This window comes from uncultured Sneathiella sp., from assembly GCF_963973085.1.
In the GTDB taxonomy this organism is placed as follows: domain Bacteria; phylum Pseudomonadota; class Alphaproteobacteria; order Sneathiellales; family Sneathiellaceae; genus Sneathiella.
This window is the reverse complement of sequence record NZ_CAXAXA010000003.1, coordinates 316246-333076: the sequence shown is the minus strand read 5'-3', so window position 1 is coordinate 333076 and position 16831 is coordinate 316246. Positions and strand designations below refer to the sequence as shown.

Sequence of the window (16831 nt, the reverse complement as noted above, 5' to 3'; positions counted from 1 at the left end):
TTGAAGACTCCAAAGGCCCGGATATTGTCCATGGGAAGACGTTAAAAACCTCGGTGGAAGCCCAGTCGATCTGGGGGAGGACAACCCCATATTGACGATACCCTTCTATAATCTTATTCGCAATTATCAGGCCTCAAAATACGAGCGATGCTGAGCCATCGACAAGAGTTCAAAATCTTCCCCGCTATTTTACACCGGAAAAGGTCGGGACGCTGCTGGTCACCTATCTGCTGGAAGATCCGGCCAACAGTTCGGCTGGTGCCGCAACGCCTTTTGGTCTGTGGTGGAGGAGCTTCAACTGCCTTTGATACAACAAAAAAACCGAAATCTGCGACGAAAGTAATTTTACGGCGTTGGCCGGACAGGAAATTTACCCACTTTTAAGGATAGTCTCAATCAAGCCGCCAATATCCTTATTCTGCCTGCCATAGGATTCAAATTTATGGCGCGCAGTTCGAAGATTTCGCCTCACCATTCATCTGTTTTATCCCGCCATAAGGAGCTGACGAAAAACTAGCAGGGTGATTTGATCTACATACGCCAAGGGGATAATCGCGTAATATTTCTAAAACACAATATGAACAATAGCATAGTAGAATAGGTGGTGCCGCTGGGGTGACTCGAACACCCGACCTACGCATTACGAATGCGGTGCTCTACCAACTGAGCTACAGCGGCACATCGTGAATTTCGGCAACATATAGTCTGTCGCGAAAAGAAGAGCAAGCGTTTCGTGGACCTGCGCGAGATTGTTTTTGGCCTAGTTCGTTGGCGCGATCTCGCGCACAATTTCCGCCTCGATTACTTCGGGGTCATGAGGGCCACGGTCGACTTTGCGCCAGGTGAAGCTATCAAAACTGTCACAGGCCGGGCAATGAGCATGCCATTTCTCTTCCTGGCGACCGCAGGAATCGCAAATCCAGAGTGGATCCTGTGGCGCGAGAGAGCTTTTTACAATCCATTCACGTGCCGCAAACGCATCTGCATTGGCCTTTTCCTCCAGTTCCGCCAGCATCCGGAAAATACTGGCCGGAGGATTGTCACCGCCAGCTTTCATCAGATGGTCGCGTGCAGGACCCCAATCATTTGACGCCAAGGCTGCCTTGGCGAGCATTAAATGGGTTTCCTTGTGATCTGGATTATGGGGCGCTACCGTCTCTTTTGCCCGGCGGAACCAGTCCCGCGGCTGTTCTCCGGCAACTGTTTTGCGGATTACCTCGGCCAGGTCGCGATGAGGTGCATGCTCCCACGTTTCGCCAATCAGCTTATGAAGCTTGCGCGAAGCCCCTTTATCCGCCGTCAGTTTAACAACCAGGACAGCGGCCGGCACGAAACTTCGATCCAGCTCATGCGCCTGCTCTGCAAGGGAAAGGGCATCCGCATCCCGCTTTTCCTTAACCGCAACGAGTGCCTGTTCATACGTAATCACCGCCTTGGCCCGCCGGACGGCCTCTCCCTTCGCTGCTTTACCGCGCGTCATGCGCGTTAGGGTTTGATCCGCTGTTTCCCAGTCCCGAAGCTTCAACGCAAGTTCATATTGCTCCTTCAGGACCCATGCTGTTCCTGGACGGAGCTCATCCGCCCGTTTGGTAAGCGCCTGCGCCTTTTTGAGGTCACCTTCGGTAATGGCCCGGTTGATGAGCCCGCGCAAACCCAGAAATTCCGTATCCTCGCGCTTCATCATTCGGTCATAATAAATACTGGCAGCCCGATTATCATCATTGAGTTCCGCCGCCTGTGCCGCCAATAGAAGCGTCATGGGCTCACCGGAAAGATGCTTCTCCGCCGCGACAGCCTGCCGCCGGGCCTCCACGGGATCTCCCGCAGCAATGGCAACCATGCCACTTGAAATCGCCTCAAGTCCCTTATTGCGCCTGCGATCGGAAAAGATAGCTCCAATACGTCCGGGCCCATGTTTGATCCAGATCCAGAAACGATACAAAAGGGCCACAAGAACCGCAAAAACAAGGGCCAAGGCGCCGAAGATAACGATAGAGGTTTCAACAACGTATCCTCCCCAGGTCAGGCGCACATCGCCCGGATAGTCCGAGAGCCAGACAGCGGCCGTCGCAATCAGGACAATCAGAGCAAAAACGATGATGGTTCGTAACATGTCTGACCCTCTAGTTTGATGCTGGCGTGGACACCGCTGATGTCGTTGCGTCCTGCAGCAATCCGGTGATGGATTGTTCGACCGTCAGGCGGGCTTTTGCTTTCTCAAGCCATGGGGCAGCCACTTCCGCCGCCGGTCCGGAAAGCGTCTCTATTTCCGCAACGGCGTTATCCAGATCATTGGCATCAAGGGCTTCTTCCGCCCGGGCGACCACTGCATCCACATCATCCCCGTCGGTTTCATCAACACGGCGAAACTTCACCGCGGAGGCGATACGGTGAAGCGCCTGCCCATACCATGTTTCTTCAGAGGGAAGCCGCGCGGATTGGCTTATGTCCGTTGCAATCGCCGTAAAATCCTTCTGCAGGGAAGTCATGGTTGGCGCCCCGACCTCGGCAATCGGTTCAAGCTTTTCTATCGTGCCCGCAAACTTATCGCCACTGACCGCAGATACCTGTTGCAGACCATTTTCAAAGGGTTCATCGCTTCGCGTTTCCCGTTGTAATTGACCAATTGCCAGCAACATAAGCGTGCGCTGGTTCTCCGCCGTCTCCTTGGATTTATCCGCGATTTCGGACTTCAGCGTCGTTTCCAGAGAGGAAATCTGTGAGGACTGCGCTTTTACTTCGTCGCGTTCCGCCGCCAGATCCAATTGAAGGTTGCTAATCTGGGTTTTGAGGTCAAGCAGCGATGTTTTCAAATCAACAATCTGGTTCTGGATTTCTGGGCTTGGATCAACAGCAGCAGGCTCTGTATTTTCAATGCCGGATATCGCCTCCTTCTGCTGCGAAAGCTCCGCGAGAACTGAGGTCAACTTCTGTTCCTGCGCGTCAAGCTGCGAGGACAGATCCGCTATTTTGCCGTCATCTGCTGTGGAAACAGATGCGCTCGTTTGCGGGGTGTCTTCCAACTTCTGGATTCGATCTGAGAGCGCCGCGTAGTCTGACTTCAGCGCCGCCTCAATCTCCTTGATTGCCGTCGTCATATCCGAGGTATCGGCTGTTTCCTGGGTGCCGAACTGTCCGGAAATTATCGCGGCCGTCTCCGCCGGAAGATAGGGCGCCAGTCTTGGATAGAGAAGCGGCCATGCGGCCAATCCAAGGCAAAAAACAACAACCAGCGCCAACAAGACGAGCCCTGCCCTCGATTTCGGTTTTGCTGTTTCGAGTTTAGATACTTTTTCATCTGCCGGGTTGGCGGATGCTTTGCTCTTGTCTTCCGCACCGACAGAGGGCACGGCGGTTTTACCCTCGACCTTGCTTTTGCCGGATTCTTTATCGGACATTTCTCGCTCCCTTAGATTGCCGGGTTTATCGTCTTGTTGCCTAGCTTGGCTGACAGCCGCCAGCAAGGCAAGCAGGTTTTCCTGACTGGGCTCTGTGGAAACCTCGACAGATTGCCACGCGAGGCCGCTAATTTTCTCAGCTACTGCCTTGCTGAGACAAAATGCCGTTACTGACGATAGATAGGTCGTCAATTCTGCTGCTTTTGCAAGATCAGCAAAAATCGCCCCAGTCCGCGGTGAATAGAACAGAACCGCCGAAATATTTCCCGCCTTGATTTCCTTTACTATCTCCGGATCGAGAGACGCTGCGGCTTTTGCCTCATAAAGGACGGCGCGATCGCATTGAAAACCTGCTTCGATCAGCAGTCCGGAAAGATCGCCAGCAACGTGTGATCCCGCAATATGGATAAGTCTCCCGGCTTTAGGATCGCACTCTGATTTGATTTTCGCCGCAAGAGTTGTGACATCACCTCCTGCCACTTTGACGTTCGTAAAGCCTTCATTGTGAAGCGCCTCGGCGGTTGCCTCTCCGACAGCGAAAACAGGAATGTCGCCTGGTTTAAGGACACGTCTCACAGCGCGCGCACCATTTGCGCTCGTCACCAGCAACGCCTGAACCCCGCCAACATCCAATGTTTCGCCCGGAAGGTTTTCAATCTCCATCATCGGCGCAAGGCGGGAATCATATCCCATCTTATTCAGAATTCGCGCAAGTCGGGAGCCATCAGGCTCAGGTCTGGTAATCAGTATGGTCATAATGGCCTACTTTACAGGATGAAAGTCAAATTGGCATCCTCTGCCTGAACTTTTAGCTCCCGGCCAAGCCGCTCACCAAGTGCGACTGCGTCGGAAATATCCGCTTGACCACTCGCATCAAAACGAAGTGAGCCGTCCGTCGCCAAGACGCTGGCCCGAAAATCAAGCATGTTGCCATCCACCAATTCGGCATATCCGGCAATCGGGGTCCGGCAGGAACCGTCCAGAACAGCCAGCATCGCCCGTTCGCATGAAATCCGCGCATAACTGACCGAATCATTGATTGGCGCAAGCAGGGCAGCAATTTCCTCATCCTCCAGACGCCGCTCGATCCCTATAGCGCCCTGCGCAACGGCAGGCAGCATATCCTCGACATTCATCAGTTCCGTAATTACGTCTTCCTTGCCAAGGCGTTTAAGTCCGGCGAGCGCAAGCAACGTGGCATCCGCCTTTCCTTCCGCGAGTTTGCGAAGCCGCGTCTCCACACTGCCACGCAGAATATCGACCCGCAAATCCGGACGGCGGTTCAGAATTTGCGCCTGCCGACGAAGGCTGGCTGTTCCAACAAGTGCGCCGGGCGGCAGATCGGCAAGCCTTTTTCCACTCGCCGAGATAAAAGCATCCCGGGCGTCCTCACGCGGCAGGATGCAGTCGATGACAAGTTCAGGCGACAGCTCCGTTTCCATGTCCTTCATGGAATGAACGGCAAAATCGATCTCGCCGGAAATCAGCGCTTCCTCGATTTCCTTGACGAATAGTCCTTTTCCGCCCACTTCACTGAGGGCCCGATCCTGAATTCGGTCGCCTGTCGTTTTTATCACCCTGATTTCAAGCTGCTCCGGCTCCAGCGCTCCTTCGTGGGCCGCCAGAAGCCGCGTTCGGGTCTCCTCGGCTTGCGCCAGAGCGAGCGGACTTCCGCGGGTTCCAATCTTGTATGTTTTGACAAAGGTCATATTGCGGGATATTTCCTCAAGTGTTAGAGCCTTGTGCAATGTGCACCGCTTTGTAATAGAAAACAAATGCCAAACAAACAAGTGATAGTCCTCGGGCTGGAGAGCAGTTGCGATGAAACGGCCGCCGCGGTGGTAACGGCGGATAAGGAAATCCTTGCCAATGTCGTTCTTTCGCAGACCGACGCGCATGCCCCTTTTGGCGGCGTAGTGCCGGAAATCGCCGCCCGCGCCCATGTTACGGAAATGGACCGGCTCGTGGATCAGGCGATGACCACAGCCGGGATCGACTATTCAGATCTTTCCGCTGTCGCGGCAACCGCCGGTCCCGGTCTGATCGGCGGCGTTCTGGTCGGGCTGATGACGGCAAAAGCAATTGCCTCCGTCACAGGCATTCCGCTGATCGGCGTAAATCATCTGGAAGGTCATGCCCTCACCGCTCGGCTTTGTGATGACGTACCCTTTCCCTATCTTTTATTGCTGGTCTCCGGTGGTCATTCGCAGGTTCTGATCGTGGAGGATGTTGGCCGGTATCGCCGCATCGGCACCACCATCGACGATGCGGTGGGAGAGGCGTTCGATAAAACGGCGAAGATGCTGGCGCTTGGCTTTCCGGGAGGTCCTGCTGTTGAACGCGCGGCGCTGAAGGGCAATCCAGACCGATTTGATTTTCCCCGGCCCATGAAAGGGCGTGAGGGGTGCAATTTCTCATTCTCCGGCCTTAAAACAGCCCTTCGACAAGCCCGTGAAAAGCTGGGAGACGCCGCAACCGAAGCGGACATTTCCGACCTCGCAGCCAGTTTCCAGAAAGCAGCAGTCGAAAGCCTGATAGACCGTCTGGGCAACGCTCTCAACATATTTATCCAGGATTACGGACTGGGGGGAAGCCTTGTCGTTGCGGGCGGCGTTGCCGCCAATCAGTATTTGAAAGGCTCCCTTCAAACTCTGGCGGATGATGCAGGCATCCGTCTGGTAGTGCCGCCCGCGAAGCTCTGCACCGACAACGGCGCCATGATTGCCTGGGCCGGGATCGAACGGCTGAACGCAGGTTTCACGAACACACTTGATTTGGCGGCGCGCGCACGCTGGCCACTGGACCCCAGCGCGGAACCCGCACCTTTTGCGGGTTACAAGGCTTAGAAAACAGGACTGAAACATGACAGAAGACGAGCAGAAACAAGCCGCGGCCGCGAAAGCGGTGACTTTTATCAAGGACGGGATGGTTGTCGGGCTCGGCACCGGCTCAACGGCGGCGAAAATGGTCGACCTGGTCGGAGAAAAGGTTGCGGCTGGCCTCCGTATCACGGGCGTTCCCACATCTGAGGCGACGGCGGCGCAGGCCCGAAATCTTGGTATTCCCGTTGTTGGTCTGGATAAAGTCAGCATCATCGACCTGACAATTGACGGCACCGATGAGGTTGACCCCAAAGGACGCCTGATCAAGGGCGGCGGCGGCGCTCATCTGCGTGAGAAAATTGTCGCCTCCCTTTCCGATAAAATGATCGTCATCGCGGAGGCCAAAAAGAAAGTGGATCAACTGGGTGCTTTCAAATTACCTGTGGAAGTTGTCCAGTTTGTCGCACCGGCTCTGAAACCAAAGCTGGAAGCTCTGGGCTGCCGCCCTGAACTCAGACAGACCAAAGACGGAACGCCATTCGTTACCGATGAAGGAAACTATATATACGACTGCGATTTCGGTAAAATAGACGAGCCAGAATCCCTCGCACTGGAACTCAGCAACATGCCGGGTGTTGTCGAACATGGACTGTTCATCGGCTTTGCAGACACAATCATTATCGGAACGGATGACGGTATCGAGGTGATCGAGGTTTAATCGCGACGCAACCTTATCATTTCTCTACTTCGTGTTACGCGTTGTTCATGTTAATCAACCCTTATCGCGAATTCTGATGGAACAGGATATTCAGGGCGGATGACAAGGATAAATGTTATTGGCGCCGGGGCCTGGGGAACGGCACTGGCGATCACAGCGCGCAACGGCGGGAATGAAGTCCTCCTCTGGACACGGCAGGCGGAGCATGCGAATGCACTCAACCGCGATAAAACCAATCGCAAATATCTCGATAACATCCCAATTCCCGACGGGATAAAGGCCACGGCTGACCTTGCCCACGCTGCCGATGCGGATGTTCTGTTATTGGTGGTGCCGGCCCAGCATGTGCGTGACACCCTTAACCGACTGAAGCCGAATTTGTCGCCGGAAACCGTACTTGTCATGTGTGCTAAAGGAATTGAACAGGACACAAGCCGCCTGATGAGTGAAGTGATCAAGGAAATCACGCCAGAAAATACCCTTGCTATACTCTCAGGACCGAATTTCGCCCGTGAGATTGCTCAAGGACTGCCCGCCGCCGCGACACTAGCAATCAAGGATGCAGCCATCGGCGCAACATTGGTAAAAGCAATCGGATTACCCACCTTCCGCCCCTACCTCTCCGATGACATTATCGGCGCGCAAATCGGCGGCGCCGTCAAGAATGTGCTGGCCATCGCCTGTGGTGTGGTGTCCGGAGGGCGGTTGGGAGAAAACGCCCGCGCCGCACTGATCACCCGCGGCATGGCTGAGATTTTACGCCTCGGGGAAAAACTTGGCGCCCGGGCAGAGACCCTGATGGGCCTTTCCGGGCTTGGAGACGTCGTTTTAACATGTAGCTCGACTGCTTCGCGGAACTTCTCTCTCGGGGCAGCGTTGGGTCAAGGGGATATCCTTGGTGAGATCTTGCAGCAACGCACCGCAGTAACGGAAGGTGTCTATACTGCCTCCGCCATCTGTCAACTCGCAGAGAAGTTCAATATCGAAATGCCGATCTGTTTTGCTGTAGACGAGATTCTGAACGGGGGCATCGCCGTATCGAGCGCAGTCGAAGAATTGCTGGCCAGACCCTTTCGCGACGAAAAGCTCGCCGGTTTCTGAAGAATTAAAGAGGAGAGAGAAAATGCTGTTTATCGCTCATTGCACTGACAAACCCGGTCATTTGAAAGTCCGCCTTGACACGCGCCAAGATCACCTTGCTTTCCTGAAGGCAAAAGGGGATGCCCTTAAGTTGGCTGGTCCGACAACGGAAGCAGACGAGGAAACCCCGAATGGCAGCCTCCTGATATTCGAGGATTCCGATCTTGCTGCTGCCAAAGCCTGGGTCGCCGGAGATCCATATGGGACGGCCGGTCTGTTCGACAGCGTTATCGTAAAACCCTGGAAACACGCAATTGGTGATGGCCTTTAAGGGAACGGTCCAACGATTGCCATTCAACTGATATTATGATGTAGTGGCCACCTTGATAATAATAAAAAAAAGCAATAGGTGGTCACATGCTATTTTCGCAAGAGCATATCGCACTTAAGGATACCGTTAACCGGATTATTGACGAGCATATCAACCCCAATGTCGACGTATGGGAGGACGAGGGCATCTTCCCGGCCCATGACGTGATGAAGATCATGGCGGAGGCAGGCCTTCTTGGCATCGGCAAGCCCGTGCAATATGGCGGACTAGATCTTGATTTCTCCTATGAAATGGTTTTTGCAGAGGCGCTCGGCAGCATTCGCGCGAATGGCGTTTCCACCGCCATCGGCGTTCAGACAACCATGTGCACCCCCGCCCTCACCAACTATGGCAGTGAGGAGCTCAAGCAGGAATTTCTGGTGCCGACAATCGCAGGCGAGATGGTTGGCTGTATCGGTGTGAGTGAGGAAGCCGCCGGATCGGATGTCGCCAATACGAGGACATATGCCAAACGTGACGGCGATGACTATATCATCAACGGTTCCAAGATGTGGATCACAAACGGGGTGCAGGGCGACTGGATCTGCCTGCTTGTCAACACGTCCGAGGAGGGCGGCCCGCACCGTAATAAATCCCTGATCATCGTACCCCTCAAAACCAAGGGGGTTACGGTTGCCCGCAAGCTCGACAAGATGGCATTGCGCTGTTCCGATACGGCACAGTTATTCTTCGATGATGTTCGCGTGCCGGTCCGCAACCTGATTGGCGACGAGAATATGGGTTTCACCTATCAAATGCGGCAATTCCAGGAAGAAAGAATGTATGTAGCGGCACGGGCACTGCGGGGGTGCGAGATGGCAATCGAGGATACGATCGAATATACAAGCCAGAGGAAAGTGTTTGGCGAGACGCTTCTCGCCAAACAGGTCGTTTATCACAAGATGGCGGAGCTGCAGACGCTAGTCGAATCTGCCCGATCACTGCTTTACCGCTCGATCGAGGAATATATCAACGGCAATGACGTCACCAAGCTTGCCTCGATGACAAAGTATCTTGTCGGCACGCTCTGCAATAAAGTTCCTAGCGAATGCTTGCAATATTGGGGCGGACAGGGCTTTATGTCGGAGAACTGGATTTCCCGTGGATATCGCGATCTTCGACTGTCTTCAGTCGGTGGCGGCGCGAATGAGATCATGCTCGAAATCGTCGCCAAGCAGATGGGGATCTTCCCGGGCAAGCGCAAGAAATAGGGGCCTTGATGAAATACTGGCTTGTAAAATCAGAACCGGGCACATGGTCTTGGCAGGATCAACTCGACGCAGGAGAAGACGGCACCTTCTGGGATGGCGTGCGAAACTATCAGGCGTCGAATAATATGAAGGAAATGAAAATCGGCGATTTGTGCTTCTTTTACCATTCGGTCAAGGAAAAACAGATTGTTGGCATTGTCGAGGTCTTAAAAGAATATTACCCCGATCACACTGATGAAAAGGGCCGTTTCGGCATGGTCGATGTCAAGGCAGTCAAATCCATGCCAAACCCGGTAACGTTGGCGGACATCAAGGCCGAACCACGCCTTGAAGAATTGGCACTTGTGCGTCAAAGCCGTCTCTCCGTTGTGCCGGTGGACGAGCCTTCCTGGAAACTGATTTGCAAGATGGGCGGTCTTTAGCTCCAAAAGATCACGCCCGCTTTCTTTTCCCGCGCTTGACGGCCCCATAACCAGTCCCTAATATTTTCAAGCGGAATTCGCGTGTTAGGGGGCTGGCATGGATAACCAGATCAATGAAGTAACGATTGTTGGCGGCGGCACAGCGGGATGGTTGGCGGCCGCTTTTCTCGTCCGCTTCATGAACCTGCGCAATAAGCAGAATCCGATAAAAATTACACTGATTGAATCGCCAAATGTTCCCACAATCGGCGTCGGGGAGGCAACGGTGCCGACCATGCCAGGCCTTTTACGAAGCCTCGGCATATCGGAGAAGGAATTCTTCATTAGGTGCAATGCGTCCTTCAAGCTGGGGGTGCGGTTCTCCAACTGGAATCACGACAAACACGGACGCGGCACCTCCTTTATCCATCCTTTCGATGGCATTTCTACACAATTGGGGGGACAGAATCCGGCCTATCATTTTCATAAATTTGGTGGCCCGCCAGGACGCGACAATATCGATGATTGCTTAGCCGTCAGCGGCGCTGCGATTGCCGCAAAAGTCGGGCCAAAACTGCTAACACATGGCGATTATGAAAGTCAGCTAAATTACGCCTACCATTTGGACGCCGGGAAATTTGCTGAATTTCTTCGGGAGATTTCTATTGAGCGAGGTGTTAATCATGTGCTCGACGATGTTGAAGAAGTTGAGCAGGACGAACGCGGATTTATTTCCGCCCTTAAACTGCAACGACAAGGTCGCCGCCCAGTCGAGCTGGTGATTGATTGCACCGGCTTCAAGGGCGTTATCATCAATCAGGTGCTGGGCGTTCCCTTCCGGGATTACAGCAAATACCTTCTCAACAACCGCGCATTAGCCGTTCAAATTCCTCATCAGGATGTGCGGGAGATCGAACCCTGCACAAATTCGACTGCACTTGGCGCGGGTTGGGTGTGGCGAGTCCCGCTTTATAACAGAATCGGCACGGGCTATGTTTTCTCCAGCCATTTTCGAACTGATGATGAGGCGCGGGAGGAATTTCTGAAGCATCTGGGTGAAGGGGTAAAGGATGCTGAACCTCGCGTTATTCCAGTCCGGATTGGCCGGATGGAGCGGGCGTGGGAGAAAAACTGCATTGCGATCGGACTATCCGCGGGCTTCATAGAACCGTTGGAGTCAACGGCGATCTATATGATCGAGAATTTCGTGAAGCTGCTTCTTATCAATTTCCCGGACAAGAATTTCGCCCCCGCACTCGCCCGACGATTCAATGAAACGACAGAAAAGATGATGCAGGCAATCCGGGATTTCATCATCCTGCATTACTGTACGAATAACCGCGAAGACAGTGAATACTGGCGGGTGGCACGTGAGGAGATGGAAATCCCTGAGAGCGTTGAGAACCTGTTGGAGGAGTATCGCCATACGCTTCCGATAAATACTGATTTTGATGGTGTCTATCTCTTCAACTATTTCAGCTACAATACAATTCTTTTCTCAAAGGGATATCTGGATGGAATTCGTTATCCGGCGGAAAGGTTTATTGTCCGTGAAGACTGGGACAAACGGATTGCGGATTTTCTACAGTATGAGCAAAAGAAGCTCGCCGGGTTACCAAACCACTTTGAGCTGCTCCGGAAAATTCGTGGGGAAGATGAGGTGACCGCGCCTCAAAGCGGCTTTGCACTTAGTGGCTTTAACGGGCTCACATTTGGAAGCCAGTCCAGCAATTTTCAGATGTCGAAAGCGACAGTACAGCTCGGTTCCTCGCCTTTGAAACCAAATATCAATTTCGCTCTTGAGAAAGACAACAGCAAGTCAAAAGACACAGAGAAAGACGACCTCTCAGGCTCTCACATCCTCTGAACACTGCACCGGCCGTGAAAGCGGTTGGCGATTGCTTCCCTTTCGCGTAAGGTCGCAGTTGCCAGACCGGATTAATCGAGCTTACCTATGCCCTCCCCCCCTGAACAATTGCTGCAAAAACCCTCAAATTTGAAGGCTTACTTGCTGCTAACCCTGACAACAACTTGTTGGGCGATGAATGCAATCTTGGGCCGCCTTGCGGTAGACCAGGTGTCTCCATTAGCGTTAGTTAGTTTACGCTGGCTGCTTGTCGTTATCCTGTTATTGATCTTCGCGCAAAGCCATCTCCGCCGGGATTGGGCGATACTGAAAAACCATCTGCTTTATATACTGGTCATGGGGGCATTTGGTTTTACAGGTTTCAATATGCTGTTTTACCTGTCCGCCCATACGACAACCGCCATTAACATCGGTATTTTACAAGGCGCCATCCCTGTTTTTGTCCTCATGCTCGCCTTTCTCATTTTCAAGGAAAGGGTAACAAAACTGCAATCCATAGGCGTTGCTGTTACAATTTTTGGAGTAGTTATAATTGCCTCCGGTGGCTCAGTGGAACGGCTTGCCAATCTGGAAGTCAATGAGGGTGATGCCTTAATGCTTCTCGCCTGTGCGCTATACGCCGGTTATACTGTCTCTTTGCGCTATCGACCGGAGGTTTCCGCCCTCTCATTTCTCTCTATGATGGCGGTAGCAGCGCTGCTGACATCCATCCCCTTCACTTTATTGGAAGCATACATGGGGCATTTTCAGGTCCCAACGCCAACCGGTTGGGCCGTCGTTATCATGGTGGCGTTGTTTCCATCTATTATCGCACAAATTGCGTTTATGACAGGGGTCCGTATTATCGGGCCGGGACGCGCCGGTGTATTCGTTAATCTGGTGCCAATCTTCGCCTCGATATTTGCCGTCACTTTTCTTGATGAACCATTCGAGCTTTATCATGGCGCCGCTTTGGCTCTGGTACTATTCGGGATTTGGCTGTCAGAGCGCGGAAAGCCCGTCTAACGCCAAATCTTTGTCAAAAATCACTAACAATTCCTTTGCGTTCCCAATCGCCATAGCGGGTCGGCTCCAGTCCTTTAGGACCCCCAATTTCGCCTTTCGCCTGCTTTTGCTTGATAGCGGCCGGTTTGCTTTCTTGGGGTGTCGGTTCGCTTTTCGTCTTCTTTTCAGTCATCTGTATCCATTCATCCTGTATAAGGGGTATTCCCATTTAATCGAGTTCAAGTATTTCCGAAGCATCTATAGACCGCAAGGCGAAATTCAGATAGAAGCCGCGCATGAACGCTCCGTCATCCAATTCCCGCAATGCCGCTGTCCGTCTTCTTGGCCGCGTCCTGCAAAAGCATCAACCGCTTGAAGAGGTTCTTGATCCCGTATTGCGGGGCCTAAGCCCGCGCGACCGGGCGCTGGCGAGAGCAATCGCCTCAACCAGTATACGTCACCTCGGGATCATAGATCATCTGATCGGGAAAATGCTGGATCGGCCATTGCCGGAAAAAGCGCAAGACATACGTCATATCCTGCGAATTGGCATTGCCCAGATTCTGTTCATGGAAATTCCCTCACACGCCGCCGTGCATGATACGGTCTCGCTGGTCCCGGAACGCAGCAAACATAAAGGGCTGGTCAATGCCCTTCTCCGGCGCACAGACCGTCAGGGTCAGAAATTACTGGGCCAGATCGATGTTTCGCGCACCAATACGCCAGATTGGCTCTGGAGCACCTGGAAAGAGCATTATGGAGAGGATATCGCCCGCCAGATTGCTTCCGCGCATTTGACTGAGGCCGAACTTGATCTTTCCGTTAAAAGCGATCCGGAAAAATGGGCGGCAGAACTCAATGCGACTATACTTCCAACGGGCACACTCCGTCGCCCAACGATATCGTCGCTGAAAGATCTTGCAGACTTCGATGCGGGCGAATGGTGGGTGCAGGACGCTGCCGCCGCTCTACCGGCCAGATTGCTCGGGGATGTTTCGGGAAAGCTGGTGATTGATCTTTGTGCCGCGCCCGGCGGCAAGACAGCACAGCTTGCCGCTGCCGGGGCAAATGTCATTGCCCTGGATAGATCAAAAAACCGGCTTAACCGTCTTCAGGAGAATATGGAACGGTTGAAGCTGCCCGTCACAACCATTGTCGGCGATGCAACAACTTTCGTACCCGAAAAGACTCCAGACGCAATTCTTCTCGATGCTCCCTGTTCCAGCACCGGAACGCTTCGTCGTCATCCCGATGTTGCCTATCTGAAATCGCAGGCGGATGTCGATAAGCTCACAGAGTTACAAAGCCGCCTTCTGGATGCCGCGGCACGAATGCTCGAACCTCACGGTCAGCTTGTCTATAGTGTCTGCTCCCTTCAGCCGGAAGAAGGAGAAGCCCGGATTGCCGACCTGCTCAAACGTGACCCAAGTCTGGAACGGGAAACAATCCGTCCAATTGAAGTCGGAGGGCTCACTGAACTGATAAATCCGCAGGGTGATATACGAACCCTTCCCTTTCACTTGGGCGGGATGGACGGGTTTTATGCCGCTCGCCTTCGTAAAATATCTACGGGCATAACTTGAGCCCCCTTATTTGTCATGGTAAAGAAATGCTTAATCTGACGTTAGAGCAGATAAGGCGCTCACTTTAAGGAAGTTTCATGCGTAAACCGGTCAGAATAGCTCCGTCCATCCTCGCTGCCGATTTCGCTAAACTCGGTGAGGAAATCTCCGCCATTACCAGTGCCGGGGCTGACTTCATCCATGTCGATGTAATGGACGGTCACTTTGTGCCAAATATCAGCTTCGGCCCGGCCGTAACCAAGTCAGTACGCGGCTACACTGATCTGCCCTTTGACTGCCACCTGATGATATCTCCGGTCGACCCTTTTATCGAAGAATTTATCGATGCGGGTGCAAATATTATCACCGTGCACCAGGAAGCGGGAGCCCATCTTCACCGCAGCCTGCAACTGATCAAATCCCACGGGATAAAGGCCGGTGTCTCGCTCAATCCATCCACCCCCGCCTCTACGCTGGAACATATCATGGATGATGTAGACCTCATTCTGGTCATGAGCGTCAATCCCGGCTTCGGCGGGCAGAAATTCATTCCCGCGCAACTTAATAAAATCAAAACCATCCGTGCGATGATTGATGCGTCCGGGCGCGATATCGATCTGGAAGTGGATGGCGGCATCAATTCGGAAACAGCCCCCAAGGTGATCGAGGCAGGGGCGGACCTCCTCGTTGCGGGCAGTGCCGTGTTCAAGGGCGGGCCTGAACAATATGCCGCCAACATCAAGTCGGTGTTGGGACGCACATGATCAAAACCGCGATAACGCCTGCGAAAGGAGGCCTTCCATCGCGGCGCCTGATTTCTGATGTCATATATGCAAGCCGAGCCTATCAGGCCATGCTTAAAAGCCGCGTTCCCAAGCGGCTTGTCCTCGCACCCGTAGATGTTTTTCCCGGAAACGGAGAGCGCGCCGATAGTATTTTTCAGGGCCATTTTGAGTTCGGCGGCTTCAGTCTCGAGCAGGATGATCAGGAACCCTGGCATGTAGAGGGAATGCCCCTTGCGTGGCACAAGGAGTTACATGAATTTTCCTGGCTTCGGGATTTCGTCGCTAATGGTAGCGATGCCGCAAAACGACATGCCCGCGCCTTGATTACTTCCTGGATCACGGAATTTGGTTCTTTTCGTCCCTATATCTGGGACGAGGAGGTCCTGTCGCGGCGGTTAATCGCCTGGTTTTGCCACAGCCCGTTTCTTCTGGAGGCGGAAGAAACCGACTTTAATTATACATTCCTGTGCTCTTTGCGCCGTCAATATATTCACCTCAGCCGTCTGGCGAAAAGCAAAACGAAAGGCGCAGACCGGATATCTACTTGGCAGGCCTTACTTTACGGAGCGCTCGCCTTCCCTGATATGAGCAAACAATGCGTGAAGATATTAGCGTCGCTTGAAGCGGAACTTGGGCGCGTTGTGCTGGCGGACGGTTGTCACATCTCCCGCAACCCCGAACGGCATTTGATCCTGCTCGGTGATCTGATCGGCATTCGAAATACGCTGATGTCAGCGAATGAAATGGTGCCGGTCACCATCAACAACGCGATTGACCGCCTGGCCCCAGCGATCCGCTTTTTCCAGCATGGCGACGGCGGCCTTGCGCTTTTTAATGGCGGCCTACGGCTGCCGGATGGACTGTGCGATAATATATTGGCCCTATCGGATGCCACCGGACGGCCGCCGCAACGCTTCCCACAAGGGGGGTTTGAACGATTAAAGGCCGGTCGCGCGCTGCTCATATTAGAAAGCGGGGAAGGCGGGCGCGACTCGCTAATACAGCGTGACGCCGGGGTGCTGAGTTTCGAATTCAGTTACGGACGGGAAAGACTCATTGTCAATTGCGGTGCAGTACGTGACCCTGACTCGGCCTGGGGGAAAGCCCTTGCGGCGACTGCCGCATACTCAACGCTCGGGTTCGATAATATCAACGCCATTTTTCCGCCGCTGGAACCTTCCGGTGAAAGCCCGGAAAATGTTACCCGCAATGAAGATGATGGCAATATCTGGTTGGACCTGGAAAGCAGCGGCTATCGCGATTCCGTTGGTGTCGCGCATCGAAGGCGCCTTTATCTGGACGCAAGCGGACAGGCCCTTCGTGGGGAAGACCAGATCATCCCGGAAAGAATGCCACCGTCGGGGCGATCCCATTTCAGCCTGCGCTTCCATCTGCATCCGGATTTAAGCATTTCCCGAAGTGCCAGCGGCAAGAATATCCTGATCCGCACGCCAAGCGGGACGGGCTGGAAATTCCTGACTGCCGCCCCACGCCTCGCGTTGGAAGAAAGCGTATATTGCAGCATACCCGGAGAACGGCGCCATAATCAGCAAATCGTTATCAACGGGCAGCTGATTGATCAGGAACCGATCCTGATCAAATGGGCTCTTACCCGGCTATCAGATTGATATAA

Annotated in this window: 15 protein-coding genes and 1 tRNA gene; 11 read left to right on the top strand and 5 right to left on the bottom strand. The window is 53.5% G+C overall.

From position 1 onward, the window contains the following. Window positions 1-602: 602 nt before the first annotated feature. The 4 genes from AACZ19_RS09485 to hemC all read right to left on the bottom strand — a co-directional run bounded on the left by AACZ19_RS09485 (window position 603) and on the right by hemC (window position 5107). A tRNA-Thr gene (locus tag AACZ19_RS09485) sits at window positions 603-678 on the bottom strand. Window positions 679-760: 82 nt separating this feature from the next. Then, entirely contained in the window at window positions 761-2113 is a 1353-nt protein-coding gene (locus AACZ19_RS09480) for a heme biosynthesis HemY N-terminal domain-containing protein (protein WP_339633297.1), read from the bottom strand. A gap of 10 nt (window positions 2114-2123) precedes the next feature. Beyond that, the gene (locus tag AACZ19_RS09475; protein ID WP_339633295.1) at window positions 2124-4154 is read right to left on the bottom strand and encodes a uroporphyrinogen-III synthase; all 2031 of its coding nucleotides are present in this window, start codon (window positions 4152-4154) and stop codon (window positions 2124-2126) included. Window positions 4155-4165: 11 nt separating this feature from the next. Continuing rightward, complete coding sequence (gene hemC / locus AACZ19_RS09470) at window positions 4166-5107, bottom strand: hydroxymethylbilane synthase (RefSeq protein ID WP_339633294.1); 942 nt, start codon at window positions 5105-5107, stop codon at window positions 4166-4168. A gap of 66 nt (window positions 5108-5173) precedes the next feature. On the opposite strand from hemC, the gene tsaD reads away from it, so the two are divergent. The 8 genes from tsaD to AACZ19_RS09430 all read left to right on the top strand — a co-directional run bounded on the left by tsaD (window position 5174) and on the right by AACZ19_RS09430 (window position 12872). After that, complete coding sequence (tsaD, locus tag AACZ19_RS09465) at window positions 5174-6244, top strand: tRNA (adenosine(37)-N6)-threonylcarbamoyltransferase complex transferase subunit TsaD (protein WP_339633292.1); 1071 nt, start codon at window positions 5174-5176, stop codon at window positions 6242-6244. A gap of 16 nt (window positions 6245-6260) precedes the next feature. Further along, entirely contained in the window at window positions 6261-6938 is a 678-nt protein-coding gene (rpiA, locus tag AACZ19_RS09460) for a ribose-5-phosphate isomerase RpiA (protein ID WP_339633290.1), read from the top strand. A 99-nt stretch (window positions 6939-7037) separates the two neighbouring features. After that, entirely contained in the window at window positions 7038-8039 is a 1002-nt protein-coding gene (locus AACZ19_RS09455; RefSeq protein ID WP_339633289.1) for an NAD(P)H-dependent glycerol-3-phosphate dehydrogenase, read from the top strand. A gap of 22 nt (window positions 8040-8061) precedes the next feature. Beyond that, window positions 8062-8349, top strand: a complete 288-nt coding sequence (locus AACZ19_RS09450; RefSeq protein ID WP_339633288.1) for a YciI family protein — start codon at window positions 8062-8064, stop codon at window positions 8347-8349. 86 nt (window positions 8350-8435) lie between these two features. Further along, complete coding sequence (locus tag AACZ19_RS09445; protein WP_339633287.1) at window positions 8436-9599, top strand: acyl-CoA dehydrogenase family protein; 1164 nt, start codon at window positions 8436-8438, stop codon at window positions 9597-9599. Window positions 9600-9607: 8 nt separating this feature from the next. Next, window positions 9608-10021 carry an EVE domain-containing protein gene (locus AACZ19_RS09440; RefSeq protein ID WP_339633286.1) on the top strand — a complete coding sequence of 138 codons (414 nt, stop codon included), beginning with the start codon at window positions 9608-9610 and terminating at the stop codon, window positions 10019-10021. Window positions 10022-10118: 97 nt separating this feature from the next. After that, window positions 10119-11867: a tryptophan halogenase family protein gene (locus tag AACZ19_RS09435; protein WP_339633285.1), complete on the top strand. Its 1749-nt coding sequence runs from the start codon at window positions 10119-10121 to the stop codon at window positions 11865-11867. An 87-nt stretch (window positions 11868-11954) separates the two neighbouring features. Then, a complete protein-coding gene (locus tag AACZ19_RS09430) occupies window positions 11955-12872 on the top strand; it encodes a DMT family transporter (RefSeq protein ID WP_339633284.1) in 918 nt (305 codons plus the stop codon). Window positions 12873-12885: 13 nt separating this feature from the next. Here the strand turns inward: AACZ19_RS09430 and AACZ19_RS09425 are convergent, their stop codons facing one another. Then, window positions 12886-13044, bottom strand: a complete 159-nt coding sequence (locus AACZ19_RS09425; protein ID WP_339633282.1) for a succinate dehydrogenase assembly factor 4 — start codon at window positions 13042-13044, stop codon at window positions 12886-12888. A gap of 103 nt (window positions 13045-13147) precedes the next feature. On the opposite strand from AACZ19_RS09425, the gene AACZ19_RS09420 reads away from it, so the two are divergent. The 3 genes from AACZ19_RS09420 (at window position 13148) to AACZ19_RS09410 (ending at window position 16826) form a co-directional block, all read left to right on the top strand. Further along, on the top strand, window positions 13148-14434 hold the full coding sequence (locus AACZ19_RS09420; RefSeq protein WP_339633280.1) for a transcription antitermination factor NusB: 1287 nt from the start codon (window positions 13148-13150) through the stop codon (window positions 14432-14434). A gap of 77 nt (window positions 14435-14511) precedes the next feature. After that, window positions 14512-15177 carry a ribulose-phosphate 3-epimerase gene (gene rpe, locus AACZ19_RS09415; RefSeq protein ID WP_339633278.1) on the top strand — a complete coding sequence of 222 codons (666 nt, stop codon included), beginning with the start codon at window positions 14512-14514 and terminating at the stop codon, window positions 15175-15177. Beyond that, window positions 15174-16826 (top strand): heparinase II/III family protein, encoded by a 1653-nt coding sequence (locus AACZ19_RS09410; protein WP_339633276.1) that lies wholly within the window; start codon window positions 15174-15176, stop codon window positions 16824-16826. Before rpe ends, AACZ19_RS09410 begins: the two co-directional genes overlap by 4 nt. Window positions 16827-16831 lie beyond the last annotated feature (5 nt).